The sequence below is a fragment of the Mesorhizobium sp. M1A.T.Ca.IN.004.03.1.1 genome, assembly GCF_003997555.1.
Classification (GTDB): Bacteria; Pseudomonadota; Alphaproteobacteria; order Rhizobiales; family Rhizobiaceae; genus Mesorhizobium.
On the sequence record NZ_RZTV01000002.1, the window covers coordinates 700,966 to 726,354 of the forward strand.

Consider the following 25,389-nt stretch of genomic DNA (forward strand, 5'->3'; position numbering starts at 1 on the left):
ATGATCGATCGACGCGAATTCATCGTTGCCCTCGGCGCGACGGGGCTGCTTGCGGCTTGCCAGAGCGGCCCGCCGAAACCATCGGTTATCTCGGTCAACGTGACCGGTGGCGCCGGCATGAATCCGGGACCCGGCGGCGGCGATCGACCGGTGACTGTGCTGGTGATGCGGCTTGCCAGCACCGGCAAGTTCAATTCGGCCGATTATTTTGCGCTGCAGGGCGATGCGGGGTCCGCACTTGGAGCCGACCTTATCGGATCCGATTCGATCTCCGTCGCACCGGGCAAGACGGCGGCCAAGACCATCACGGTCGAACCGAACGCGACGGCGCTCGGCTTCGTCGCGCTGATCCGCGAACCCGGCGGACGCAACTGGCGCACGACCAAGTCGGTGTCGGCGGGATCGAAATTGACCATCAACGTCACGCTAGGCGGCGGCGGTATTTCCGCCTGACGGCGAGACAGAAGTTGGCAGTGCAGAGAGCAGCGGCATGAGCGACGCAAACAGGGTGCTATGGTCCGAGGGGCTCTTCCTGAGAACCCAGCATTTCCAGCAGCAGGACCGGTTCTTCGAGGCGATGGTGCGGGGCGCGCTGCAGGCCGGCCAGCTCCATACGTTCGGCTTCCAGCAGCTAACGCTCGATCAATCGCTGCTCGATGCAGGCCAGGTTTCTATCGTGTCCGCCCGGGGTATTTTCCCCGACGGCACGCCCTTCTCCATCCCGGAAATGATGGACGCGCCGAAACCGCTGCCGGTCACGGCGGATACCGGCGCCGGGCCGGTGCTGGTCGCGCTGCCGCTCGAGCCGCCCGGCGGCGTCGGTTTCGACCCGGCGCATGCCGCGTCGACCGGCGCGCGCTATCACGGCAGGATCGTGTCGGTGCGCGATTCCGTGCAGGGCGGCGCCGACCCGGAAGAGATCGAGATCGCCCGCCCGCAGGCGGTGCTGCTTGCGCCCGGCAAATCGGTCGGCGGCTATACCGCGCTGCCGGTCGCCGACATCAAGGGCGTGCGGGCCGACGGCGGCGTCTCGCTCGACGAGAGCTTCCTGCCGCCGACGCTGATCACGGGCGCGGTCGCCTGGTATCGGCAACTGCTGCAGGAGGTCGTCACCGGTCTCGACCAGATCGCCGAAGCGCATGGCAAGATGGTGATGGGAGGCCCCGGCCGCAGCGTCGAGGACCTGCTGATGCTTCATCTTGCCAATGCGGCCAAGCCGCGGCTCGCCCACATGCTGGCGCAAGATGTCTTCCATCCGGCCGAGCTCTACCTCGAGCTCGCCGGCCTCGCCGGCGAAATGGCGACTTATGGCTCCAGCTCGCGCCGGCTCGGCGAGCTGCCGGCCTATGACCACATGGCGCCCGGCCCTGCCTATATGGCCCTGGCGGACGCCTTGCGCTCGCTGATCCTCAGCCTGCGGTATATCGAGCCGAAATCGCGCGCGCTGCCGGTCATGCGGCATGCCACCAATGTCTGGAAGGTGCGCATCGACAACCCGAAACTTCTGGTGGCCAGCCGCATCGTCATCCGCGTCGGCTCCGAACTGTCGGAAGACGCGCTGCGCAAGATCTTCGTCAACCAGGCCACCGTCGGGTCCGCCGACCAGTTCGAGGGGCTGTGGAAGTCGCGCCTGCCCGGCATTCCGCTGAAGCCGCTGCATTCGCAGCCGCGCGAGATCCCCTATGACGGCGACCGACTGTGCCTGGAGCTGGACCAGAAGAGCGAGCATTGGGCCTCGCTGCTCGACGCCCCCGGTTTCGTCATCGGCGTTTCCGGCGTGCTGCCAAGCGAGCCGCAGGTCGACTGCTATTCGGTGAACAGGTGAGGCCATGAGCCGGGATGATCCTTTCGGACTGTCGGAGGATCGCGAACGCACGCGCATCAGGCTGACGGGCGCTTCGCCCCGGCCGATGGCGCCGCTGGCGCCGGGCGCGCCGGTGAAGCGCGCGCGCGCCCATCCCAATGTGCTGATCAATAGCTTCGCGCCGCTGCTCGAATTCGCGCCGGAGCTGGAAAGCGCGCTGGCGCCAGAGAACCCGGAAGTGCTGCGCACGCGCCTGCTCGAGGAGCTCGTGCGCGCACGCGACGCCGCGATGGCCGCGGGCTCGTCGCTGGAGCGGGCCGATCAGGCCGCCTGGGCGGTGGCGGCCTTGCTCGACGATCTCGCGCTCAACACGCCCTGGGGCGGCGCCAGCGCCTGGCCACGCCAGCCGCTGGTGGTGATGCTGCGCGGCGACGTCGATGCCGGCACGCAGTTCTTCTCGCGGCTCGACGAACTGGAGCGGCATCCGAACCGCGACCGCGAAATGCTGGAGTTGCAATATTATTGCCTGGCGCTCGGCTTCCGCGGCAAATATCGCGTGCCTGGCCGCGCCGGCGACCGCTCGCTCAATGCCGTTCGCGTGGCGGCGGCGCGCTTCCTGCGCAATGCCGATGCCGAAGATGCGCCGCTGTCGCCGAACTGGAAGGGCGTGATCGCCTCGGACGAGCCGCAGCGCTTCATCGTACCGATCTGGGTGATGGCGCTGGCGGCCGTGGTCATCGCCGCCGCTGCTTATGTCGGCCTGTCGATGGGGCTGAGCAGCCAGGCGGTCGAGCTCTCCGCCCTGGTCCGCGCTTTGCCGCCGCCCTCGCGGGGCGACGTCACCCGCGCCGCGCCCAAGGTCGACGCGCCCGAACCCGAGGCGCCGCAGCCGGAACCGGTCGATTTTGCGCTGCTGCCTGAATTCAAGGCCGAGGCGCCGGATGGTCTCAAGCCGGCGCTGAGCGGGACCGAGAGCGTGTCGCTGGCCAAGCTCGTCATCCAGTCTTCCAATCCCGAACTGTTCCAGTCGGCGCGGCCGACACTCACGCAGGGCTATGAGCCGCTGATCGAATCGATCGCCAAGGTGATCCTCGCCAATCAGGAACTCATCGGGAACGTCACGGTGGTCGGCCACACCGACAATGTGCGCCTGCAGAAATCCAACCCGCTTTCGTCGAACCAGCGGCTGTCGGAAGCGCGCGCCGAGACCATAGCCAACCTTCTGGTGCAGGCCGGCGTGCCGCAGGAGCGCATTCATTCGGAAGGCCGCGCCGAGACCGATCCGGTGGCCGACAACTCGACGCGCGCGGGCCGCGCGCTCAACCGCCGCGTCGAGGTCCTGGTCGAGAAGAGGCTCTGATGTTCATCCTGCGCTTCCTCTGGGCGGTTCTCACTTCGCGCTTCCTTTGGACGCTGATCGGCATCGCGCTGCTTTCCCTGCTGATCTGGGTGTTCGGCCCGATCGTCCAGGTCGGCCCGTATGCGCCGTTCGATTCCGACAATGTGCGCATCGCCATCATCGCCGGGCTTATCATCCTGTGGCTGATCTGGCTGATCATCGCGCAGCGCCGCGCGATCCGCGCCAACCGCATGTTCGTCGCCGAGATCGCCGCGCCCGTGGCGGAAAAGCAGCTCACTCCTGGCGAGGAAAGCGTTGCCGCGGTCGGCGCCAAATTCGGCGAGGTGATGGCGGAGCTCAAGCGACGCAAGCTCGGCGGCCGCAAATTCCTGCGCGAGATGCCTTGGTATGTCATCGTCGGACCGCCGGCCACGGGCAAGACCACGGCGCTGCGACAGTCAGGCCTCAACTTCCCGATCGATCTCACCGACGATCTGCAGGGCGTCGGCGGCACGCGCAACTGCGACTGGTTCTTCTCGGAGAATGCGGTGCTGATCGACACCGCCGGCCGTTACGTCCAGCAGGAAAGCCAGCCGGATGTCGACGCGACGGAATGGCTGGGTTTCCTCGATCTTCTCAAGAAGCATCGTGGCCGGCGCGCACTCAACGGCGTCATCGTCGCGCTGTCGATCGATGCGCTTTCGGAAGGCGACGAAGCGATCAAGGCGCATGGCCGCAAGATCCGCCGCCGGCTGGCGGAGCTGAACGACCGCCTCGAAATTCGCCTTCCCGTCTACCTGATGCTGACCAAGGCCGACCTGATCAAGGGCTTCGAGGCCTTCTTCGGCGGTCTCTCGACCGCCGCCCGCGAGCAGGTATGGGGGACGACCTTTCCGCTCGATGCCCGGATCGACGCCAAGACCATCGAAAGAGAGCTCGCCGCGCTTGCCACCGAGCTGGAGCGGCGGCTGGTGCCGCGTCTGGAGGACGAGGACAAGCTCGGATCGCGCGCGGAAATCTTCCGTTTCCCGGCCCAGCTCGCCAGCCTCTCCGAGCCGATCCAGGTGCTGATCGAGGCGATGTTCGGCGAAAGCCGCTACGAGGAAGCCGCCTGGCTGCGCGGCCTCTATCTGACCTCGGCGACACAGGAAGGCGCGCCGATCGACCGGCTGACGGCGGCGCTGTCCTCCTCCTTCGGACTGCCGCCGCGCCGCGCGATGCTGGCGCCGCGCGTCGAGAAGCGCAGCTTCTTCCTGCGCAATCTCCTGACCGAGGTCATCTTCAAGGAAGCGGGTCTCGGCACGTTCGATCCGCTGGCGCAGCGCCGGCGCGCCTGGAGCTGGCGCGGCGCGGCTGCGGCTTGCGCGCTTGCCGCCCTTCTGGCGGGCGGGCTGTTCACCTGGTCCTATCTCGACAACCGCAATGCGATCACCGAGCAGGCCGGCCAGTTCGAGGCGCTGCAGGCGCCGCTCACCGACGTCTCCGCCACGCCGGCTTCGGTGGAGCAGCCGACGATGGATGGGGCGCTGGCCGCGATGGACGCGGTGGCGACGGCACGCACCGCACCGCCGGATGCTGTCCACAATTTGCTCGGCCCGACCGCTTCGGCCGAGCTCGTGCGCGCCCAGACCGACACTTACGACCACGCGCTGCGCAATGTGCTCGAGCCGCATATGGTGGCGCTGCTCGAGGCCACGATGTGGCGGCAGATCCGCGATCCGGATTTCATGCTCGGCGCGCTGAAGACCTATCGCATGATGACCGGCCTGTCGCAGATGGACACCGACTTCGTGCAGAACTGGTGGGTGAACAGTCTGCCGGAATTCGCGCCCGCGCCGCCCTTCCCGACCGCCGACGCCGAACAGCACCAGCTTGCCGCGATCCGCCGCATGGCGGTCGACGACAGCTACATCGCCCCGGACAAGGAGCTGGTGGCCGAGGCGCTGAAGACGGTGTGCACCATCTCGCTGCCGGAGCGCGCCTACAAGCAGTTGCTCGCGGATCCGGAAGTGGCAGCGGTCAAGGAATGGGTGCCGGCCAATTTCGCCGGCCCGAACGGCGCCAAAGTGTTCGCGCGCCGCTCCGCCAAGACGCTGCGCGTCGGCGTTCCCGGCGCCTACACCTATGCCGGCTTCCACGACGCCGTTCTCGATCGCGTCGAGGACGTGGCGGCGCAGGCGGCGCTTGATCGCGCGGTGTTTGCCGGCGGCTGCTCGGAGAATGCCGAGACCTCGGTCTCGGCGCTGTCCGAGGACATTCTGAAGCTCTACTACGACGACTACATTTCGCAGTGGGACAGCTTCCTGCGCGACATGCGGCTGGCGCCGCTGACCGACCTCAATGTCGCAAGCGAAAATCTCAAGGACCTTTCGAGCGCCGATTCCGCGCTGAAACGCCTCCTCACCGCCGTCGTGCAGGAACTCGATCTCACCCGTTCCGACGAAGCGCCGGCTGACAACAAGAACGGCGCCGCCGCCAAGAGCGGCTCGAAGCTGCTCTCCAAGCTCGGCAAACTCGGCAAGGTCGTGAAGACGGGAGCGAAATTACTGCCGCGCGCGGGCTCGGCCGAGCAGGTCGACATGACCGGCAGCCTGGTGGCCGAACACTTCAAGCCGCTCAAAGGCACGATCGCCGAGGTAGACGGCCAGCCGCCGGCGCTCGACGCAGCCGTGGTGGCGCTGACGGCGCTGTCCAATGTGCTGCAGACCGTGTCGGCCAACCCCGACCCGCAGGACGCCATCAAGAAGCAGGGCGGCCTGGCCGAGCTGACGGGGGCGGTCGCAAGACAGGCGCAGATCCTGCCTTCGCCGATCAACGACTGGCTGGGCGGGATTGCCGGCGACACCAGCGGCCTGTCGCAGAAGGCGGTCACCAACGAGCTCAATGCCATCTGGCGCGCCGACATCCTGCCCTTCTGCCAGGCTGCGCTCAACAACCGCTATCCGTTCAGCCCAGAGAGCGCGGTCGACGTCAATGTGCGCGACTTCCAGCGCCTCTTCGGCCCCGCCGGCCTGATCGACGCCTTCATCAACGACCATCTGATCAACTATGTCGACACCGCCAGCCAGCCGTGGAAATGGCGCGCCGATTTCGGCCTCGACGCGGCCGCGCTGGCGGCGTTCGAGCAGGCACGGCACATCCGCGACGACCTGTTTCCCGGCGGCACCGGCCCGGTGATGAACTTCACGCTGGAGCCAAAGGACCTGTCGCCCAACGTGGCGCGGGTGACGCTCAACCTCGATGGCCAGAACCTCGTCTACTACAACAACGCGACCCGGCCGCAGCCGATGACATGGCCCGGCAAGGACGGCACCGGCGTGATCTCGCTTGCGTTCCAGCCGGTCGACGGCTCACCCGAGGTGATGCTCAACGAGACCGGCAGCTGGGCGTGGCTGAGGATGCTGCGCAGCGGCAAGTTCGCCGGAACCAACCTTTCCGACGTCTATAGCCTGCGCCTCGGCACGAAAGGCATGTATGCCGATTTCGAGCTCAAGGCGGCCAGCGTCGAGAACCCCTACACACTCGAGATGTTCAAGAAGTTCACATGTCCGCCGCACATATGAGCACCGGCTTCTATGGCAAGATACCGGCGACGGGAGATTTCGTCGCCTGGAACCTGCCGCGGACTTTTATCGACCGCTGGGACCGCTGGATGTCGATGGAATTGCACGCGCGGCCGGATGAAGGGGAATTGGATACAAGAGTCTGGCGCTTCATTGTCAAGGGCGGCATTTTCGGCGACCAGCCGTGTGCCGGCGCCTGGCGCATGAGCGAGGATCGCGTCGGCCGCCGTTATCCGTTCGCCATCGTCCAGCTGGGGCCCCCGCCGGAGCCGGACGACCCGTGGTACGATGCCGTGGCCTCGCTTCTTCGGAACTGCATCGACAACTACTGGGCGCAGAGCCGGCTGACCGAAGGCCTTCAGATTTTGCCGCGTCCGGGCGCCGCCGCCGCGACCGACAAGATCGCATTTTGGAGCGACGACTGGGAGGTCGTGGAACTCGGCTTCGCCGACATCCACGACCTCGCCCAAAATGCCCTGCCCGCGATGCGCGCGGGCAGGGCCGGAAATGGTGGAGGCCTGAGCCATGGGTAACACGGTGTACGCCGAAAAGATGGGCTTCTTCCACCAGGCGAGCGGCGGCAAGGGCATCGCGCCGGGCGATGTCTGCCTCAGCCCGCCGCCGCCGCCGGCGGGACCGGTGCCGGTTCCGTATGTCAACATGCTTTCGGCCAGCGACCTCATCAAAGGCAGCAAGAGCGTCAAGGTGCAGGGAACACCGACGGCGCTAGAGAACTCTTCCGAAGTGGCGCTGAGTACGGGAAACGAGGCGGCTACGCCGGGACTGGGCGCCGGCGTGATCACCCATCGCATCAAGGGCAAGGGCTCGTTCAAGCTCTGGTCGTTCACGGTCAAGGTCGAGGGCAAGGGGGTCTGCCGCCACGGCGATCCGATGGAGCAGAATACTGCGAGCCCGCTGCCGAACACGGTCGACGTGTCCGCCATGGTGGACTTCTCGGTGGTGCTCGGCAAGGACGCGATGAAGGAAGACTGCCCGCGCGACTACAAGTACTCGGAGGACTATACGCCCACGACCGAGACCCAGCGCGCCTCCGTGCAGGGGCAGGCCTGTTGGCAATGCAAGAAGGATCGCGCCAACATCCTTCGTCGGACTCCAGGGCCAGCGAAGGACAAGGCGCTGAAGGCAATCGACGCGAAAATAAAGAAGCAAACCGACGGCAAGGTCACGATGATCGCCGATCACCAGCCGCCGCAGAAGGTCGCATGGGAGATGGGAGCGTGCCATGATGCGGACAGCTTCGCCCAGCGGATGCGCGACCTTCCGTGCCAGCCGCACTGTCATGCCCACAGCATGCAACAGTCCAGGGACATGCGCGAGCTGGATCGCCGCGAGCTATACGACACGATGAACGCGAATATCAGAGGCCTCAACATATAGAGGTGGGAAATGATTTCTGCAAAACATCAAGAAATATATAATCTATGGACATCTGATTTGAAGGATGTCGTTCCACCTTTACTTGATTGGTGGCATGATCTACATGCAAATGAAGTCAATAAAGAACTTGTCGACGCTCGCTGGCCGGCAGGGCCCGCGAGTCATCCTCGCGTCATTGCCCTGTTTCGGAAGTACTACTTCGAAACCACGAGGCTGAACGATTCGCTTTTGAGTGGCGTGCCGCAACATGGAGACGAGATGTGGGGCTCCGAAGCTAAGCAATCGACTGAGGAAAGCGACGGGGCTGGGCCGGTCCCGCCGGTGACGCTGCTGCTCTCCTTTCTCGACGATACCGAGCCCGAGCTGGCGGACTTCATGAGGAGGTTCGACTTCATTCCTGTCGGGGAAGATCCGGAATTCGAGGAGTGCTGAGCGATGGCGATGCTTGTCAATCACAACATCAAGAACGGAACCTACCGGCTGCTGCGGGCACCCGGCGACGTCCGCGGCCGCGCGCAAGCGGCGGCGCCGGTGATCGGCACGGCCGACCATCGCGACCTGTTCGCCGCCTATCTGCTCGATTTCGAGGATGTGTTCGCTGTCGCCTCCGAGACGTGGGACGCGAGTGTCGAAGAGCGCATGGAGACCGGCCTGCCGAAGGATGAGGCAATCCTCCGAACGATCGAGGCCAACGGGATTGCCGGCCCCGCCGGCCACCCGAGAGTGGTCTGGCTCGTGCGAAAATATTGGCTGGCGTGCGACGAGGAAAACCGGCGTTCCGCGTCGAGCGCAGTGCCTCCCGAAGTGTTCCTTCTCGAGTGGCTGATCCAAGGCGGCCATGACGACTATGCGATGCTGCTGACCGCCATGCCCTACTGGCCGATCGGCCTCGACGAACACGGCAATTGGTGCTGAGCGATGGTGTTCGCGGTCGGGATCGAGAATCGTACGCCCTTCGCCACTGCAACACATGTGCAACTCGACGTCGACGGCCAGGAAGTCCTGGTCGTCATGTTTTCGGCAACCTTCGATGCGCTTGACGGCGCACCAGCACTGGACGTCAGCGAAGACCAGATGCCGGTCGCGCTCTGGGATATCCCGTTCGGCGATCCGGCCAATTCCTCCAATCGCTACGAAGCCGATATTGCGCCGCATAAGCCGGCCGCCGAAATCCTTGTCAACGGTTCGGCGCACGCGCCGAATGGCCGGCCGGTGGCGGAGATGCAGGTTGGTTTCCGCGTCGGTGGCTTGCAAAAGGTGCTCAACGTCGTCGGAGACCGCGTCTATGACGCTGGCGGCTACAGCGCGCCGGCCCTGTTCCGAACCATGCCGATCGTTTACGAGCGCGCCTTTGGCGGGACGCTGCCGGATGGTCGGCTTGATCGACGCAACCCGGTCGGCGTCGGCTATCACCATGCCTCCTCCGCCGATCCGGCAGTGCGCACACACGCCCCAAATGTCACCTATCCCGCTGAACCTTATCTTAGCCCCTCCGATCGCCCCAGACCGGCTGGCTTCGGCCCGCTCGGGCGGGGCTGGATGCCGAGACTGCCGCTCGCTGGAACCTATGACCAGGCCTGGATCGACACGCAGTGGCCACTGCCTCCTGGAGATTTCGATCCGCGCTACAATCTGTGCGCCCCGGCAGATCAGCACCTGCCAGCAATCCATGGTGGTGAGACTGTCACGATCATCGGCATGACACCGAACGGCCGCTGGGACTTCCGCCTGCCGCGCGTTGTTGCGCCTGTGCGGCTGATCTATGACGACCGCGTCGAGGAACGTCCGTTTGTCGCGGACACGGTGATTGTCGAGCCGGATCTATGGCGCGTCACACTGAAAGCGCGCTTTTCACACGTGACAAAACGAAACACGTCGGCGCTGCGGGAGATCGTCTTCGGCCATGTCACGCCCGCCTTTCTCGTTGCCCGGCGCAAGCGCAAGACCTACCTTAGCCCGCGCGGCGGCGACGGCACCGTCGACCGCGCCGTGTGGCAGCCATGAAGCGGCCGCTCTACCTCGCCGGCGGCGGCGCCGTCACGCCCGCCGGGCTGAACGCGAGGCAAACGATCGCGGCCATTCGGGCGAGCCTTTCGGCCTTCGAGGAAATCTCGCTCGCCGAACCGTTTGGCATTTCCCAGATTGTCGCGCGCATTCCCACTCACCGGCATCTGCGCCGCAACGAAGGCGAATGGCTGGTCAACATGGCCGCTCGCGCCATCAAAGAGGCACTCGGCACGGACGAGCCGGGTGTCGCGGCGGCAACCGCGCTGCTTATCACCGCGCCGGAGAGCTTTCGCAACCATCCGGGGTTCGAGGATATTCCGGCGAGCGATTTCCTAGCCGCGGTTGGCGATGCGACAGGCCTGAGGTTCCATCACGCCTCGCGCGTCATCGACGGCGGCGCGGCCGCAAGCGTGGGACTGATCGAGCGGGCGCTGGGGCTGATGGAGGAGCAAGGCGTGGCGCAAGTGCTGCTCGGCGGCGTCGACAGCCTCGTCAATGATACCGACCTCGGTCGGCTCAGCCGGACCGGGCGTTTACAGGGTGCGGACAACGCCCAAGGACTGGTTCCCGGCGAGGCCGCCGTCTTTGTGCGCCTGCAGCGGGAACCCCGCCGCGGGCCTGTCGTGGCCGCTATCCATGGCGTCGGCATGGCCCAGGAGACGGACAGCATCCTTTCCGAGCGCTACAGCCAAGGCCGCGCCATGCTCGGCGCACTGCGCGGCGCCGTTTCGGGATCGGGACCATCGGAACCCGATATCGACTTCGTCGTCTCGAACGGCAATGGCGAGCGCTACCATGGTTGGGAGATGTTGATTGCCCGACCGCGCTTCTATCGCACGCACCGCACCTTGATGGCGACGGCCTATCCGGCGATGACGGTCGGCGACACCGGCGCGGCCAGCGGCGCGCTGACGCTGATGCTGGCCGCCGACAGTCTTGTCCAGGATTATGCGCCCGGATCGATTGCCATGTGCGAAGTCGCATCCGAGAACGGATTGCGCGCTGCCGCCGTCGTGGCGCGGATGAACCGCCGATAGATTACAGCCATGCCGGAAACCGGCGCGTCCTTCGCCAGTCGGCCAGCGGCGTATCGGTTGCCGCGAAGGCTGTCCGCAACGCGTCAAGCCGCAACCGGCGCATCGAATGGAACGGCCTGTGGCCCCGCCCGGCCCGTCCCTCATCCCACCAAGAAGCAACGCGATCAGCGACAGGCAACGGGCTGTCGTTCAGAGATTCAAACGCCTTCCCCAGATCGGCCGGGTCTATCGTAAACAGGTTGGTGTCGTTGAAATCCACTTCGAACAGATCGCGCATCGCCAGCCCGGCGGCAAAGACAAGCTCCGGCTCGCGCATCTTCTCGATCAGCCAAGGCATCACCGAGGGATCGCCAAACAGTCCGAGCGAGGCGGTCGCCGCCACGCGCAGCTGCGGCTGCCCGAGGCGCGTCTGCAACCAGGCTTTCGCGGCATTGGGCGGCGTTGTGAGGAGGCGTATCTCAATCCCCGCCTCCATCTGGCTCGTCTCCGTCACCAAGTTCTTGTCGATCACTGGGTGCGCTGATCGCGCCTCGCCAAGCAGGCAAGCGGCGAAGGCGGCTGCAAGACGTTCTTTCGCCGTCTCGCCATCAAGGCTGGCCAGGACTGCCGGAAGCAGGTCGCGCCGCCTGAGCCCACCGGCGAGCCGAACGGCGCGCCGGCGCACAGCGGCGTCGGGATGGCTTACCAGATCCTGCAGGCGCGGTCCCGGATCGACGCGATGATGCCAGAGCGCAGACAGCCCAAGGCAGTGTAGTCGCGCATCGCGTGTGCCCAGCCATTGCGCCACGAACGGCCTCAGGCTTTCGCGTGGGGTACGCGCGATCGCAGCGGACAGGCTCGAAATGCCGGCTTCACCCAGGCTTGCACCGGCGTCGATTGCGGAGCTCACCAGTTTGGCATCGCTCCAACGCATAGCCACAGTGCCAAGCACGAAAAGTTCCCCGGGCTCAGCATAGTCAGCGAAGTGCGCTTGAGCAGACTCCCAGCCGGCCTTGCCGGCCGCCATGAGCCCTTCGAGGTTAGCCTCAAGGCGCTGGTCGATGCGGCCGATGTCGGACTCACCGAAGATTGGACCGTCGATCTCCCGACGACGGCGCAGCCAGAGGAAAGCCGCGTCCTCGGCATGCTGGTCCACGATGGGCGCGATGGTCGCGATGCGGTGCATCGGCTCGGCTCGCCTCAGTTGAGATGCACTGCCCCGCCGCGAATGCGGTTCGTGCCGCTGGCCTGGCTGGTCAATTGGGTGCCACGAATGGTCACGCGGCCATTCTTGTCCAGAATGATTGATGCCAAGCCGCAGCGCAATTCTATGCGCTCATCGCCGGTGATGACGATGCGCTCGCCGTCACGGTCAACTTGCAGCTCCCTGTTCTTGTGGGCCGGATCGACGATGCGTCCAACGACCAGCGGGCGCGTCGGGTCACCCTCCTCGAACAGAAGGGCTAGTTCCGAACCGATGGCCGCCGGGTCCAGTTCGGTTAGGCTCCGCGCCGCAATCGCGGTTTCGTGCGGATTGCCGACGAAGACCACCAGTGGCGCTCCGCCTTCGAAACCGATAAGCAGGCCGATCACGACGCCGTCGATACGCTCCAGCACTTCCATGATGATGCCCTCAATTGTTGTTGATCGTGCTGCCCTTGACGATCACGTCGCCGTCGGCCTTGACGGTGATCTTGCCGCTGCCCTTGATTGCAATATCCTTCCCGTCAGCGACAATGGTGCCGTCCTTTTTCATCGTGATCGATGCTGAGCCGCATTTGAGCGTGATCGAGTCGCCCGCTTCGATCATCAGGTTCTTGCCAACCTTGATTGAACTGTCTTGGGCAATGTCGATGCCGCTGCTCTTCCCGACCTTGAGAGCATGTGCCCCGCCGACATCGGTCCCGTCATCCGCTCCGATCTTGGCTGTTCGTGCCTTGCCTATCTGGGACGACTGTGCCCCTCCGACGGTGAAACTCTGATCGGCGCCAACATTGACGGTTTGAGCCGCCCCGATGTTCCAGCTATCCGCAGAACCGACATCGTGACTCTGATTGGTGCCGACACTGACGGATCGTGTTACGCCGATCGTGTTCGTCTGCGAAGCGCCCACGGTCCTCGCTTCAGCCGCCCCCACGGTATCGACGCGCGCCGCACCCACCGTCACCGTCTGCACCAGCCCCACCGTCTGCGAGTGGTTGGCGTCGATGTTTTCCGTCGAGTTCGCCACGACATGGATGGTCTCGTTCGCCATCACCGTCAGCGAGCGGTTCGCGCCCACCGTTTCGGTATCGTTCGACCCGATATTCGTCGTCTGGTCGACGCCGATCTTGACCGTCTTGTTGTTGCCGACGTCCTCGTCGAGGTTGTGGCCGACGGAGTGCTTGGCGTCGTGGTCGATGCGGTCGGACTGGTCGTGCTGGACCAGCTTGTTGCGGTCGTGCTTGATCAGCAGATGGTGGTCTTTCTGCGCCTGGAAATTGACCAGCTCGGAGCCCGCCTTGTCCTCGAACATCAGCTCGTTGTAACCGCCGCCGCCTTTCGAGGAGTTCGACTTCCAGCCCGACTGCGTCGCATTGCCCGGCAGCCCGTAGGGCGGCATCTGCGAGGCGTTGTAGACCCGGCCAGTGATGATCGGCAGGTCCGGGTCGCCTTCGATGAAGTCGACGATCACCTCCTGGCCGATGCGCGGGATCTGAATAAAACCCCAGCCGCTGCCGGCCCAGGTTTGCGACACGCGCACGAAGCAGGAAGAGTTCTGGTCCTTCTTGCCGAGGCGGTCCCAGTGGAACTGCACCTTCACGCGCGCATATTTGTCCGTGAAGATTTCCTCGCCCGAGGGGCCCACCACCGTCGCTGTCTGTGGGCCGCGCATGATCGGCCGCGGGGTGATGCGCGGCGGCCGGTAGGGCAATGTGGCGGGCGCCACGCCGAGCACCACCTTGAAATTCTCGCTATGGGCCTCGTTCTGGGTCCGGTAGCCCGGATCGAACAGCCGGTACTCGGCGCTGATCACCAGATAGTCCTGGTTCTGGTCGTCGCGCGGAAAGCTTTCCAGCTTGAACTTGCAGCCAGAGAAGAGGCCGCGCACGGTGCCCACCGCCGTGCTGCGCTGGTGCACGGCCTGAAGCTCCTCGCGGCGAATTCCCGCAATCGTGTCGCCTCGCCCGACATCGAGATGCGCGCCGGGCTGGCGATAGTTTTCGCCCGCGGCCTCCTTGTGGCTGAACGGCTGGGCGGACTTCGCCATCAAATCCGCGCCGGGCTTCTCGAAATCAAAGTCGGTGTGGGCATAGGCCCCCGGCCGCACCGCGCTGCCTGGAATCCATTCGGTGATGTACTCGACGTCGCGCCGCGAGCCCTGGCCCTCGAAATTGTAGAGCACCTTCTCGTAGCCGGGTGCCGGCTTCAGCTTGCTCATCGTGTCGCAGAGCACCAGGGTATGCTTGCCCTCGTCATGCTCGAAGAAATAGAAGATGCCCTCGTGCTCAAGCAGCCGCTGCACGAAATCCAGATCGCTTTCGTCATACTGGACGCAATATTCGCGCTGCGGATAAGACCCTTGCAGCCGCTTCTCGAATTTCGCGATGCCGTATTTCGAGAAGATTTTCTCGACGATCTCGACCGCCGTCATATTTTGAAAGATGCGGCAATCGGTGGTGTTGCCGAGGAACCAGAGCCATGGCCTGACCATCGCCTCATAAAAGCCGAGCCTGTCCTCGATGCGGATGAGCTTGAATTCCGACACAAGCCCGCTGAACCAGCGTTTCGGATCGGATTCGCCCTCGACCGAAACGACGCCGCCCAGCATCTTCAGCGGATCGACGTCGTGGCTTTTGGAGACGAAGCCGACCGTATAGGCGAAACAACGGCTGATCTCGTCGCGCCCGACGAGATGGGTGAAGGTCAGCACATCGCCGCCAACGGGCGTCTGCACAACCGTGGCGCGTTCGTTCGGCATGGGTCGTGCCCCTCCTGGACGCGGCCGCCAGTATGATGGATTGAAGCCCCCGCTATGTTAACCGCATCACGTTCGGGAACTTTTCGCACCCACCGCACCGGACCTTTTTCAGCCTAGCACATGTTTGGTGGCGGCCAAATAACAGCTGTGGCTAAACCCGCCAAGCGCCGGTGTGAAACGCTCCTCTCCCGCCGCGCTCGCAAGCTGCTAGAATGCCAGAGCAATTCTCGGAACCGCGCATAGCGGTTTTCCGTTCGGAGTTGCGTGAAAAATAAGCATTTGTTGACCAAGTTCGGCGACGCTTCCGGATGTTCATCTCGCTCCAGATCAGCAATGTCGACAGGCTGCCATCCGGCGCCGCCGCGAGCTACGCCGCCCGCGACCGCAGCTTCGAGATCGGGCGCGAGAATTGCGACTGGACGCTTTCGGATCCGGACAAGATCATCTCGGGCCGGCATTGCGAAGTCCGCTTCCAGGCGGGCGGCTTCTGGCTTTACGACATCTCTCGCAACGGCACCTTCGTCAACGGCTCCAGCCAGCGCATGGCCGGTCCGCACCGGCTGGCGCATGGCGATCGGATGCTGATCGGCCGCTATGTCGTTGCGGTATCAATTGACGAGGAAGGCACCGCCGCCGGCCACCCGCGAACCCAGCCAGCGTCGACGCAACGCGAGCTGCCGCCATCGACGGGCAGACCGCTGGAGCTCGGCAAAGAGCCCTTCTTCAGTCGGACGGAACAGCGGCCCGGGACGGGAGCGGCATCGACATCTTCGGCGCTGCGGCCGCCCCCAACGCCGGCAAAGCCGGGTGGCCAGCCCGCGGGAACCGATATGCTGCTGCAGGATATCGCGAAGGCGGCCGGCATTTCGCCTGACCTGCTTCAATCGCGCGCTCCGCATGAGGTGGCGTCCGAGATCGGTACCGTGCTCAGGACCACCGTCGAGCAACTGTCGCTGCTGCTCAAGGCGCGCTCGGCGGCCAAGGTGCTGGCCAAGAGCGCCAACCGCACGATGATCAGCGCCGAAAACAACAACCCGCTGAAATTCGTTCCCGGCACCGACGACATACTGGAGATCATGTTCGCCAAACGCCGGACCGGCTATCTCGACGCCGCGCACAGCGTCGAGGACGCCTTCCGGGACCTCAAGACGCATGAATTGGCCACTTACGCCGCCATGCAGGCGGCGCTTTCCAGGCTGCTCGACGACCTGTCGCCGGAGGCCATCGCCAGGAAGCTGCCGCCGGCCTCCTTCTCATCGAAGAAGAGCCAGGCGTGGGATGCCCTCGTCGCCACCTGGCGGACGATGGAGGAGAAGCATGAAAACGGCATGCTCGACGTCTTCCTGGCCTATTTCAGCGAAGCCTATGCCAAGGCCAGCAAGCAGAAGTAGGTGGACCCCGGGCTATGTGACGGGTCTCACAGAAGAAAGCGCTGCTTCGAGCATCCTGCTTTCCGATTTCAATCAGCTGCCTGTACGGTTAGGATAGCGTACGGAAGCTTGCCTGGCGGGCAAAGCGGCGTGGCTTGGGGCGTGTGCAGCAATGTCATGTTTCGGCGAGATGAGCCTTTCCATCCGGCCCGCCCCCAAAGCTCGGCTTGAAAAGCCGCAAGCCGACCTCATTTCCCGTCAAGGAAATGTTCGCCGCGCCACGACGGTGGATCGCCGATGAGTTCGAAGGACGATCCCTCCCGGCCGGCGGACAAGACCGTCATCCGAGCGCCACGGCCAAGACAACGCTCGCCCGCGGCTCCCGCGAGTTCTTCTTCGGCTGGCGCTAAGCCCGCTGCGACACCCGCCAGGGAACCGACGGTTTTCGACCCCGGCGTCGGCCGGCGGATGCCGACAGGCTGGTCCTCCGGAACCGTGGTCGTTCAAAACCCGGCCCCCGGGGCTGCCGCTGCAGCGGCGGCACCCGCATTGCAACAGGAAATCCTGCTCAGCGCCGCGGATGGCGTGAAATACGCCGCGGCAAATCCAGTCCTCGCTGCGGCGGCGCCCTTGCTGGTGCTGTTCAGCCAGTTGCGGCTGATGCCGGTCGAGCGGCAGGCGGCCCCTTTGGCAGAGCACATCACCGAAGCGATCGAGACATTCGAGCGGGAGATGGCGAAAGCCGGCATCGCCGAGGAAGACGCGCGGATTGCTAAATTTGCTCTATGCGAGACCGCCGACGATCTGGTCGGCAACCTGCCCTGGCCGAAGGACGAGGGCTGGATCGGGCACAGCCTGGTGGCGCGGTTCTTCCACACAAAGCCCACCGGGGGAGCCGGTTTCTACGAGGCGCTGAACAATATCCTGGCCCGGCCGGAGGGTCATCACGACCTCCTCGAACTGATGCATGCCTGCCTGTCGCTCGGGTTCGAGGGCCAGTATCGTGGGAGGGTCGGCGAACGGGACGCGCTCGAACGCGTCCGGCGCGACGTCTACGACACGATCCGCTATTTTCAACCGCGCGCCGGGGACGACATCTCGCCCCATTGGCAAGGCATGGCGGCGGCGCTGTCAAAGCCCCGGGCGCGGTTGCCGCTATGGGCGGTCGCGGCCGCCGCGGCGACGCTGGTGACGGCGGCCTTCTTCGGGCTACGGATCCTGATCACCGACGAGGGCGACGCAACAGCCGTCGAATTGCTGGCGCTCAATCCCTCGACGCCGGTCACCATCGAGCGCGCGAGCGTCGCTCCGGTCGCCGAGCCGGCTGTAGCCGCTCCGCCGGAAGCCACCCCGCCGCCGCCTGCCGTTCCCACCGTAACCCAGATCGACCGCATACGCGCCGCGCTCGCCAGCGAAATCGCCGGCGGCGGGCTGACGGTCGGCACCAAGGGCAACTTCATCGTGGTCGAAATCAGCAACCAGCTCTTGTTCACGCCCGGGCAAGCCGAGCTGAAGCCGGAGTTCCAGCCCATCGCCGCGGACATCGCCACGGCTCTCGATGCCGAGCCCGGACCAATATGGATCGTCGGCCACACCGACAATGTGAAGCCGAAGAAGTCGAGCCAGTTCAAATCGAACTTCGATCTTTCCGTCGCGCGCGCCAAAGCCGTCCAGTCAATGGTGGCAAACGAGCTCAAAGACCCATCGCGGGTCGCGGTCGACGGCAAGGGCGAGGACGAACCGATCGCCGACAATGCGACGGCGGACGGCCGCGCCAAAAACCGCCGCGTCGACGTGATGATCCCGAAGGAGGAGACGTTGTGAGCGCGCGCGGCGTGGAGCGGCACTGATGCGCTGGGTGCTGCGGCTGTTCAGCCTGCTCGCGCTTGCCGGCTTCTCGGCTGCGGTCTGGTATGCCGGGCCGCTGATCCGGTATGCCGATACACGTCCGCTCGGACCGGTCTGGCTCCGGACAACGATCATCGGCGTGGCCGTCGCGCTGCTCGCAATCTTCTACGGCATCCGCTTCTGGCAAGCGCGCAAGGCGCAGAAGGCGATTGAGACGGGCATCGTTCGCAGCGGCGACCGCAACGACGATTCAGGGGTGCTCGAAGCGCGTATGAGCGAGGCCATCGCGACCCTGAAGCAGTCGAGCGGCAGGCGCAACTTCCTCTATGAGATCCCCTGGTACATCATCATCGGCCCGCCGGGCGCCGGCAAGACGACGGCGCTGGTCAATTCGGGGCTGAAATTTCCGCTTGCCCGCTCCGGCAATGCCCAGCCGCTGGCCGGGGTCGGCGGCACGCGGTCCTGCGACTGGTGGTTCACCGAGGATGCCGTGCTGATCGATACGGCCGGCCGCTACACGACGCAGGATTCGGATGCCGAGCGCGACAAGGCGAGCTGGCTCGGCTTCCTTGGACTGCTCAAGAAGTACCGCACCCGGCAGCCGATCAACGGCGTGATCCTCGCCATCAGCGTCGCCGATCTGATCGGCTTCGACGACCAGCAGCTCGATGCGCATGTCACCGAGATACGAAGCCGGCTGCGGGAGTTGCACGAGACGCTGAAGATCCAGTTCCCGGTCTACCTGCTCTTCACCAAGGCGGACCTCGTTGCCGGCTTCATGGACTATTTCGGCGATTTCGATGAAGTCCGCCGGCGCAAGGTCTGGGGTGCGACGTTCCAGACCACCGACCGCAACAGGAACATGGTCAGCGAAACCTCGGCCGAGTTCGACGCGCTGGCCAGGCAGCTTGCGGACGAGATCGCCGACCGCCTGCAGGACGAGGCCGATCCGGTGGCGCGCATCGCGATCTTCGGCTTCCCGGCCCAGTTCGCCGCGCTGCGAACCCGCGTCGTGCGGTTCGTCACCAGCCTTTTCGATGCCTCGCGGGCCCAGGTGAATGTCAGCCTGCGCGGCCTCTATTTCTCGTCGGGCACGCAGGAAGGAACACCGATCGACCAAGTGCTGGGCGCGATCGGCCGCAATTTCGGCAGCGCTTCGCAGGCGCATCTTTCCGGTACCGGCAAGAGCTTCTTCCTGCATGATCTTCTGGCGAAGGTGATCTTCCCCGAGGCCGGCTGGGTCTCGTTCGACAGGACAGCGGAGCGGCGCGCCAGGCTCGCCAGATTTGGCAGCCTCGCCGCGATCGCATTGGCGGCTTTTGCAGCGCTCGGCGTGCTGGGCCTCAGCTACTTTGCCAACGAGTCGCTGATCGGCTCCACGAGACAGGCGATGGCGCAGTATCGGGACGGCGCGGATTCGCTGCTCAGGAGCACGACAGTTACCGATGTCGACCTCGAAAACGTCATCGGCCCGCTCGATCAACTGCGCAACCTGCCGGCGGGATATGAGACCGCCGGCCAAACGAAGCCGATCGAGGAGAGTTTCGGGCTCAGCCAGCGGGAGAGGCTTCTGTCGGCGTCCAAATCGGCCTATCGGCAGGCGCTGGAGCGTAGCTTCCGCTCGCGTCTGCTGGTTCAGGCGGAGCGCACGATCCAGGCCAAGATGGCCGACCCGATCGCGCTCTACGAACCGTTGAAGATCTATCTGATGCTGGGCGGCAAGGCGCCCAAGGTCGACGACGAGCTGATCGTCTCCTGGATGAAGCAGGATTGGGAGGAAAACCGCTACCCCGGCGAGAACAACCGCGAAGGCCGCGCGCAGCTCGAAAAGCATCTGCGCGCCATGCTGGCGCTCGACGATGCCTACGACCCGGTGTTCGAGCTCAACCAGCCGCTGGTCGAGGCCGCGCAACGATCGCTCGGACGCATGAGCCTTGCCGACCGCGCGTCGGCGCTGATCAGATCGGCGGTCTATGCGGCAAGGCTCCAGGATTTTTCCGTTGCCGCCAAAGCCGGTCCGGAGGCGCAGCTCCTGTTCGAACGCATGGACGGCGCAGAGCTCGCCGACCTTGGCGTTCCCGGCCTCTACACCAAGGCGGGGTTCAACGGTTTTTACCTGCCGCAGCTCTCGCGCATCGCGCAAATGCTGGTCGATGACCAGTGGGTTCTCGGCGGCGGCGGCGAGCAGGGCGGCATCGATCAGGACCTGCCCAGGCTCGGCCCCGAACTCATCGATCGCTACGGCAAGGAGTTCGCCTCCGCCTGGAACGGCGCGCTCGACCAATTGAAATTCAAGGCGATGCTGAAGGACAAGCCGCAATATATCACGCTCTCGGCCGCCGCCTCGCCGGACTCGCCGCTGGACCGGCTGTTCACGGCCATTGCCGATGAAACCGCCCTGACAAAAGACGGCGCCGCCTTCGCAGGCGACACCGGAACGGCGCAGCAGGACCCGGTCGTTATGGCCAAGGGTCTCGCCCGCATCGGTCTGCAGATCGCCGGCGGCAAGTCGCAGAGCCGCGCCGGGGCAAGCTCGTCCGCCACGCAGAATGCCGGCGCCACCGTCGAGGCGCAGTTCAGGCCGTTCCAAGCGCTGGTGAGCGGCTCCAGCGGTCGCCGCCCGCTCGATGCGCTGACGCAAAACTTCCACGACATCTACCAGAGCGTGAAGCTGGCAGCGGATGTCCCCGCGCAGACGGAGCGCGTCAACGCGAACCTGAAGCTGCAGATTTCGACGATGCGCGCCAATGCCTCGCGCCTGCCCAAGCAGCTCGCGCGCATGGTCGACGCGGCGGCGGACGAGTTCGAAGGCAATGTCGCCGAGACTTCGGTAGCCAACCTCAACCAGATGCTCGACGAGACGGTCACGCGCCCCTGCGAGGAAGCCGTCAACGGCCACTATCCGTTTGCCGGCGACGGCAGCGAGGAAATCTCTCTTGCCGATTTCGCCAAGCTGTTCGCACCGGGCGGCCTGATGGACCGGTTCTTTGCGCAGAACCTGGCGCCGCTGATCGACATGACAGGCCAGGACTGGACCTGGAAGCAGGAGGCCCGCTCCAGCCGCGACCTCGCCAAATCGACCTTGAAGGCGTTCCAGGCGGCGGCGGAAGTCCGCAGCGCCTTCTTCCCCTCAGGCGGTTCGGCGCCGTCGGTCTCGATCACCTTCACGCCCTCCTCTCTGAACAGCGAGGTCGACAGCGCGGTGCTCAACATAGATGGGCAGACGGTGCAAAGCACGCAGGCCGGCAATGCGCCGAGCACGGTGACATGGCCGGGCGGCGGCGCTTCCGGATCCGCGAGCCTCAGCCTGACGCCGGAGATGCCCGGCCGCGAGTCCGCCCTCAAATTCGAAGGGCCATGGGCTCTGAAGCGCCTGCTGGACAAGGCGAGCGTCACCAGCAACGGCGCCGGCGCCGAGGCGCGCTTCGTGATCGGCGGACGCGACGTCGCCTACAAGATGGAGAGCGGCTCTGGCGCCAATCCCTTCCTGCTCCCGGCGCTGTCCGGGTTCAGCTGTCCGAAGGCATTCTGAGATGGCGCCGTCATGGTCGATCGGATCGTTCCCGAGCAGCACCGTCTCCCGCCTTCATTTTGATACTCTAAAGTATGCGCTTGTGGCAAACTGGCCTGGGCACGCGGCCCATCGTTCGTCACAGAGGACGCTCGCGAAGCGCTTGGTGGCAAATTGAGCACTGTCGCCCTTTCCATTGAGAGTTTCGGCGTCAGCCACAAAGGCTGTGTGCGCGACCACAACGAAGACAACTATCTGGTCGAGCAACAAGCCGGCCTTTGGGTGGTGGCCGACGGAATGGGCGGCCATGAGGCCGGCGAGGTCGCTTCGGCCAGCATCGTCGACCACCTGGCGACGATCGGCATTGCGAGCTCGGCGCCGGACCTTCGCGCCCGTTTCGAGGACCGGCTGAGCCGCGCCAATGCCGAGATCCGCAACATATCGCGTTCGCGCGGCATCACCATCGGCTCCACCTTCGCCGCCCTGCTCGCCATGGAGGGGCGGTTCGCGGGCCTGTGGGCCGGCGACAGCCGCATCTATCTGGTACGCGGCGGCGCTATCTCGCAGATTTCCAGGGATCATACCGAAGTCCAGGAGCTGCTAGACCGGGGCATGATCAGCGCGGAGGAAGCGCTCACCTGGCCGCGCCGCAATGTGATCACCCACGCCGTCGGGGTCAGCGACGAACTCGAGATCGATTTTCAGCAAGGCGAGCTGATGCCGGGGGATATCTTCGTATTGAGCACCGACGGGCTCACCGCGCATGTCAGCGACGCGGAGATCGAAGCGGCGGTGAAGTCCGCGCCGCCGCAAGCCGCGTGCGAGAAGCTGCTGGAGACGGTGCTGGCGCGCGGCGGAACGGACAATGTCACCATCGTGCTGGTCAGGATCGGCGACGGACGCAACGGACCGCTCGATGCGGATCGGTCCAGGGGCTGAGACAGATGAGCGACGACGACAGGACGCGGATTTCGCCGAACCTCGCAAATACCGGCGTCGGCACGCAGCTCAGCGGCATCTACGAGCTCGACGAGCGCATCGCATCCGGCGGCATGGGCGAAGTCTATCGCGGCCACAATATCCAGACCGGCGACCATGTCGCGATCAAGATCGTGCTGCCCGAGTTCGCGCGCGACCAAACCATCCTGTCGCTGTTCCGCAAGGAAGCCTCGATCCTCAACCATTTGTCGCATGACGCGGTGGTGCGATACCACGTCTTCACCATCGATACGGGCATCGGCCGCCCCTACCTGGCGATGGAGTTCGTCGACGGCCAGTCGCTGTTCGATGTCATGCGGCGCGGCCCGATGGCGCCACCGGACGTGCGTCGGCTTTGCCATCGCCTCGCCTCGGGCCTGAGCGCCGTCCATCAGGCCGGCGCGGTCCACCGCGACCTTTCGCCCGACAACATTATCCTGCCGGGCGGCCGGGTCGAGCGAGCCAAGATCATCGACTTCGGCATCGCGCGCTCGGCGAATGTCGGCGGCGAGACGCTGATCGGCGGCAAATTCGCCGGCAAATACAATTACGTCTCGCCCGAACAGCTCGGCCTTTATGGCGGGGAGGTCAGCGAGCAATCCGATATCTACAGCCTCGGCCTGGTGCTGGCGGCCGCGCTGCGCGGGAAGCCGCTCGACATGAGCGGCTCGCAATATGAGGTCATCGAGAAGCGCCGCACCGTGCCGGACTTGTCGGACATCGATCCCGATTTCCGCGAACTCATCGAAGCGATGTTGCAGCCGGATCCTCAAGACCGGCCCGCCAGCATGGCCGAGATCGCCAGGGCAACGCGTGACGACGATCTCGACGCGACCTTGCCGCCGCCCGGATCGTTTGCTCCGCGGGAACGATCCGGCTTGCCGCGCGCCGGCTGGACGGCCTTGCCAAACACCAGTCCCCCGGCTTCTGCTGTTCCCGACGAACCGCGTTTCGTTCCGCATGTGCGGCCTGCGCACCTGTCGCAACCGAGGCCGGCGGCGGCTCCGGCCAGTGCGTCAAGCCGACCTGCGGAGCGAAAGCCCTCGCGGATCCCGGCCATAACGGGCGGCGTCGCGGTTCTGGCAGTCCTGGCGGCGGCCGGCGTCTATTTCAGCGGCGCGTTGGTCACTCCGCCCGCCGTTGAAAAGCCTGGGCCTCTTACGCCGAAGCCGGCGGCAAAACCCGTCGCGGAAGCGCCCAAGCCGGTAGCGGAGGCACCGACGCCTCAGCCAGAAGCACCGCAACCTCGGCCGCAAGCGCCGGCCGAACCGCAGCCGGAAGCACCGAAGGCGGACAGCTCAGCCGCCGTTGAGCCGGCAAAGCCTGCCGCTCCGGCTCTGCCGCAACCGCAAGACACGACACAACCCGTCCAGAAGCAGGCCGAGACTGAGCAGAAGCCGACACAGCCTGCCCTATCGGCTGCGCCGCAACCGCAGGACAAGACCGCCCAGAAACAGGCGCAAGTAGAGACCGGACAGAAATCCGAGCCGACACCGCCTGCCCCTTCAGAGAGCTTGGCCAAAAACAACCAGGCGAAAGCCTCGCAGCCGGCGGAGGCCGAACCGGCTCAGCCGTCGGTCGAGAACTTGCCGGCACCCCTGCCGAAAGCAGCGGAAAACCAAAAGCCGTCGAGCCCGACGGCGGAAGCTGCTGCGGCGCCGGAAGCAAAACCGCCGGCGACGAAACCGAGCGCATCCGACCTCGTCGACGCTCTGTCCAAATTGTCGAAGTCGAAGACGCCGGCGCCGCAAGTTACGGAAAACCAAAATCAGGCGCCGGCTTCGACTGCGCGCCAGCCGGCAGCGCCCGAAGCGGCTACTCAGCCGGCAAGGCCGAAAGTCTCGACCACACAACCGGCACCACTGCCGCAGCCACCGCCGGCCAACAAGCCATCTCAAAATACCGACGTCGCAATCAATCTGCCAAAGCCCCAGGTTCCGCCGCCGGCAAACAAACCCGACGCGTTGGCTCAGCGCGCCTCTTGGGTGCGCGACTTCAGCGGCGGCAATTGCTTCTACGCGACCCTGACATCGGCAACGGGCACATCCGCGGCGATCGAGGGATTCGGAACGGCCGTGCAGCCTTTCGAGCAACTGCTCGGCGCGTTCCAGTCCAGGTTCAACGTCGAGCCGGACATCAGCGTGCGCCTGATTACCCCATCACAATGCGGCGTACCCACCTTCCTGCACCTTCTCGACCGAAGCGAAGCTGAACGACCGCAGCTCGTGCTCGACCGGACATCGGTGCCCGACGGATCACCGATCAGCGGCACGCTGGTGACGCGCGGGGGGCTCATCTCCAGCGTGTTGCTGATCAACCACAATGGCACCGCCTTCAACCTCGACAGCCGCATGGTCGCGCAGCCGGACAGGGCGACCTTCAAGATCGCCATCGATCTCGCCGCTGACGACAAGGCGGCCGGCAAGGCTTTGCCTCAGGTCATCCTGGTGATCACCGGGCCACGGGACGTCCAGGCCGCGATGTTCGCGGGCCCGACCCCCGCCTCGGAAGTGCTGCCCCGGATCCTTAAGGAGATCCAGGCGGACGATTCCGGATTTTCGGCCACCGCCAAGTATTTCCGGCTTGGCGGATAG

General features: G+C 65.1%; 19 protein-coding genes. 16 read left to right on the plus strand and 3 right to left on the minus strand.

The window, feature by feature from the left end; translation table 11 throughout:
• Genes tssJ through EOD29_RS09360 form a run of 10 tightly spaced genes read left to right on the plus strand, consistent with a single transcriptional unit; the run spans window position 1 to window position 11,148 of the window.
• On the plus strand, window positions 1-453 hold the full coding sequence (gene tssJ, locus EOD29_RS09315; RefSeq protein WP_127246511.1) for a type VI secretion system lipoprotein TssJ: 453 nt from the start codon (window positions 1-3) through the stop codon (window positions 451-453).
• A 37-nt stretch (window positions 454-490) separates the two neighbouring features.
• Window positions 491-1,825, plus strand: coding sequence for a type VI secretion system baseplate subunit TssK (tssK, locus tag EOD29_RS09320; protein WP_067327608.1), 1,335 nt, complete (start codon window positions 491-493; stop codon window positions 1,823-1,825).
• A gap of 4 nt (window positions 1,826-1,829) precedes the next feature.
• A complete protein-coding gene (tssL, locus tag EOD29_RS09325) occupies window positions 1,830-3,164 on the plus strand; it encodes a type VI secretion system protein TssL, long form (protein WP_127246512.1) in 1,335 nt (444 codons plus the stop codon).
• Entirely contained in the window at window positions 3,164-6,706 is a 3,543-nt protein-coding gene (tssM, locus tag EOD29_RS09330; RefSeq protein ID WP_127246513.1) for a type VI secretion system membrane subunit TssM, read from the plus strand. The genes tssL (EOD29_RS09325) and tssM (EOD29_RS09330) overlap by 1 nt, the downstream gene beginning before the upstream one ends.
• Window positions 6,688-7,239: a type VI secretion system-associated protein TagF gene (gene tagF / locus EOD29_RS09335; protein WP_127246514.1), complete on the plus strand. Its 552-nt coding sequence runs from the start codon at window positions 6,688-6,690 to the stop codon at window positions 7,237-7,239. The genes tssM (EOD29_RS09330) and tagF overlap by 19 nt, the downstream gene beginning before the upstream one ends.
• A 19-nt stretch (window positions 7,240-7,258) precedes the next feature.
• Complete coding sequence (locus EOD29_RS09340; protein WP_164763718.1) at window positions 7,259-8,104, plus strand: DUF4150 domain-containing protein; 846 nt, start codon at window positions 7,259-7,261, stop codon at window positions 8,102-8,104.
• Window positions 8,105-8,113: 9 nt separating this feature from the next.
• A complete protein-coding gene (locus EOD29_RS09345) occupies window positions 8,114-8,536 on the plus strand; it encodes a hypothetical protein (RefSeq protein ID WP_164763719.1) in 423 nt (140 codons plus the stop codon).
• Window positions 8,537-8,539: 3 nt separating this feature from the next.
• Window positions 8,540-9,019 carry a hypothetical protein gene (locus tag EOD29_RS09350; protein WP_127246517.1) on the plus strand — a complete coding sequence of 160 codons (480 nt, stop codon included), beginning with the start codon at window positions 8,540-8,542 and terminating at the stop codon, window positions 9,017-9,019.
• A gap of 3 nt (window positions 9,020-9,022) precedes the next feature.
• Window positions 9,023-10,108 (plus strand): DUF2169 domain-containing protein, encoded by a 1,086-nt coding sequence (locus EOD29_RS09355; RefSeq protein ID WP_127246518.1) that lies wholly within the window; start codon window positions 9,023-9,025, stop codon window positions 10,106-10,108.
• Complete coding sequence (locus tag EOD29_RS09360) at window positions 10,105-11,148, plus strand: hypothetical protein (protein ID WP_127246519.1); 1,044 nt, start codon at window positions 10,105-10,107, stop codon at window positions 11,146-11,148. Before EOD29_RS09355 ends, EOD29_RS09360 begins: the two co-directional genes overlap by 4 nt.
• A gap of 1 nt (window position 11,149) precedes the next feature.
• Here the strand turns inward: EOD29_RS09360 and EOD29_RS09365 are convergent, their stop codons facing one another.
• Genes EOD29_RS09365 through tssI form a run of 3 tightly spaced genes read right to left on the minus strand, consistent with a single transcriptional unit; the run spans window position 11,150 to window position 15,088 of the window.
• A complete protein-coding gene (locus EOD29_RS09365) occupies window positions 11,150-12,313 on the minus strand; it encodes a hypothetical protein (RefSeq protein ID WP_127246520.1) in 1,164 nt (387 codons plus the stop codon).
• A gap of 14 nt (window positions 12,314-12,327) precedes the next feature.
• The gene (locus EOD29_RS09370) at window positions 12,328-12,753 is read right to left on the minus strand and encodes a DUF6484 domain-containing protein (RefSeq protein WP_127246521.1); all 426 of its coding nucleotides are present in this window, start codon (window positions 12,751-12,753) and stop codon (window positions 12,328-12,330) included.
• A 7-nt stretch (window positions 12,754-12,760) separates the two neighbouring features.
• Window positions 12,761-15,088 (minus strand): type VI secretion system tip protein VgrG, encoded by a 2,328-nt coding sequence (gene tssI / locus EOD29_RS09375; RefSeq protein ID WP_127246522.1) that lies wholly within the window; start codon window positions 15,086-15,088, stop codon window positions 12,761-12,763.
• Between the two features lie 308 nt (window positions 15,089-15,396).
• Here tssI and tagH point away from each other — a divergent pair, with 308 nt between their 5' ends.
• The 6 genes from tagH to EOD29_RS09400 all read left to right on the plus strand — a co-directional run bounded on the left by tagH (window position 15,397) and on the right by EOD29_RS09400 (window position 25,389).
• Window positions 15,397-16,479: a type VI secretion system-associated FHA domain protein TagH gene (gene tagH, locus EOD29_RS09380; RefSeq protein ID WP_127246523.1), complete on the plus strand. Its 1,083-nt coding sequence runs from the start codon at window positions 15,397-15,399 to the stop codon at window positions 16,477-16,479.
• A gap of 206 nt (window positions 16,480-16,685) precedes the next feature.
• Window positions 16,686-16,868 (plus strand): hypothetical protein, encoded by a 183-nt coding sequence (locus EOD29_RS37065; protein WP_245418631.1) that lies wholly within the window; start codon window positions 16,686-16,688, stop codon window positions 16,866-16,868.
• 139 nt (window positions 16,869-17,007) lie between these two features.
• Entirely contained in the window at window positions 17,008-18,282 is a 1,275-nt protein-coding gene (gene tssL, locus EOD29_RS09385; RefSeq protein ID WP_245475290.1) for a type VI secretion system protein TssL, long form, read from the plus strand.
• A gap of 25 nt (window positions 18,283-18,307) precedes the next feature.
• Complete coding sequence (gene tssM, locus EOD29_RS09390; protein WP_206520457.1) at window positions 18,308-21,838, plus strand: type VI secretion system membrane subunit TssM; 3,531 nt, start codon at window positions 18,308-18,310, stop codon at window positions 21,836-21,838.
• 153 nt (window positions 21,839-21,991) lie between these two features.
• Window positions 21,992-22,756 carry a protein phosphatase 2C domain-containing protein gene (locus EOD29_RS09395; protein ID WP_066989102.1) on the plus strand — a complete coding sequence of 255 codons (765 nt, stop codon included), beginning with the start codon at window positions 21,992-21,994 and terminating at the stop codon, window positions 22,754-22,756.
• 5 nt (window positions 22,757-22,761) lie between these two features.
• Window positions 22,762-25,389: a serine/threonine-protein kinase gene (locus EOD29_RS09400; protein ID WP_127246526.1), complete on the plus strand. Its 2,628-nt coding sequence runs from the start codon at window positions 22,762-22,764 to the stop codon at window positions 25,387-25,389.

Excerpts from the sequence above, each read along its gene's own strand:
- tssJ (WP_127246511.1), top strand. The coding sequence starts at position 1 with ATGATCGATCGACGCGAATTCATCGTTGCCCTCGGCGCGACGGGGCTG.
- tssK (WP_067327608.1), top strand. The coding sequence starts at position 491 with ATGAGCGACGCAAACAGGGTGCTATGGTCCGAGGGGCTCTTCCTGAGA.
- tssL (WP_127246512.1), top strand. The coding sequence starts at position 1,830 with ATGAGCCGGGATGATCCTTTCGGACTGTCGGAGGATCGCGAACGCACG.
- tssM (WP_127246513.1), top strand. The coding sequence starts at position 3,164 with ATGTTCATCCTGCGCTTCCTCTGGGCGGTTCTCACTTCGCGCTTCCTT.
- tagF (WP_127246514.1), top strand. The coding sequence starts at position 6,688 with ATGTCCGCCGCACATATGAGCACCGGCTTCTATGGCAAGATACCGGCG.
- EOD29_RS09340 (WP_164763718.1), top strand. The coding sequence starts at position 7,259 with ATGGGCTTCTTCCACCAGGCGAGCGGCGGCAAGGGCATCGCGCCGGGC.
- EOD29_RS09345 (WP_164763719.1), top strand. The coding sequence starts at position 8,114 with ATGATTTCTGCAAAACATCAAGAAATATATAATCTATGGACATCTGAT.
- EOD29_RS09350 (WP_127246517.1), top strand. The coding sequence starts at position 8,540 with ATGGCGATGCTTGTCAATCACAACATCAAGAACGGAACCTACCGGCTG.
- EOD29_RS09355 (WP_127246518.1), top strand. The coding sequence starts at position 9,023 with ATGGTGTTCGCGGTCGGGATCGAGAATCGTACGCCCTTCGCCACTGCA.
- EOD29_RS09360 (WP_127246519.1), top strand. The coding sequence starts at position 10,105 with ATGAAGCGGCCGCTCTACCTCGCCGGCGGCGGCGCCGTCACGCCCGCC.
- EOD29_RS09365 (WP_127246520.1), bottom strand. The coding sequence starts at position 12,313 with ATGCACCGCATCGCGACCATCGCGCCCATCGTGGACCAGCATGCCGAG.
- tssI (WP_127246522.1), bottom strand. The coding sequence starts at position 15,088 with ATGCCGAACGAACGCGCCACGGTTGTGCAGACGCCCGTTGGCGGCGAT.
- tagH (WP_127246523.1), top strand. The coding sequence starts at position 15,397 with ATGTTCATCTCGCTCCAGATCAGCAATGTCGACAGGCTGCCATCCGGC.
- tssM (WP_206520457.1), top strand. The coding sequence starts at position 18,308 with ATGCGCTGGGTGCTGCGGCTGTTCAGCCTGCTCGCGCTTGCCGGCTTC.
- EOD29_RS09400 (WP_127246526.1), top strand. The coding sequence starts at position 22,762 with ATGAGCGACGACGACAGGACGCGGATTTCGCCGAACCTCGCAAATACC.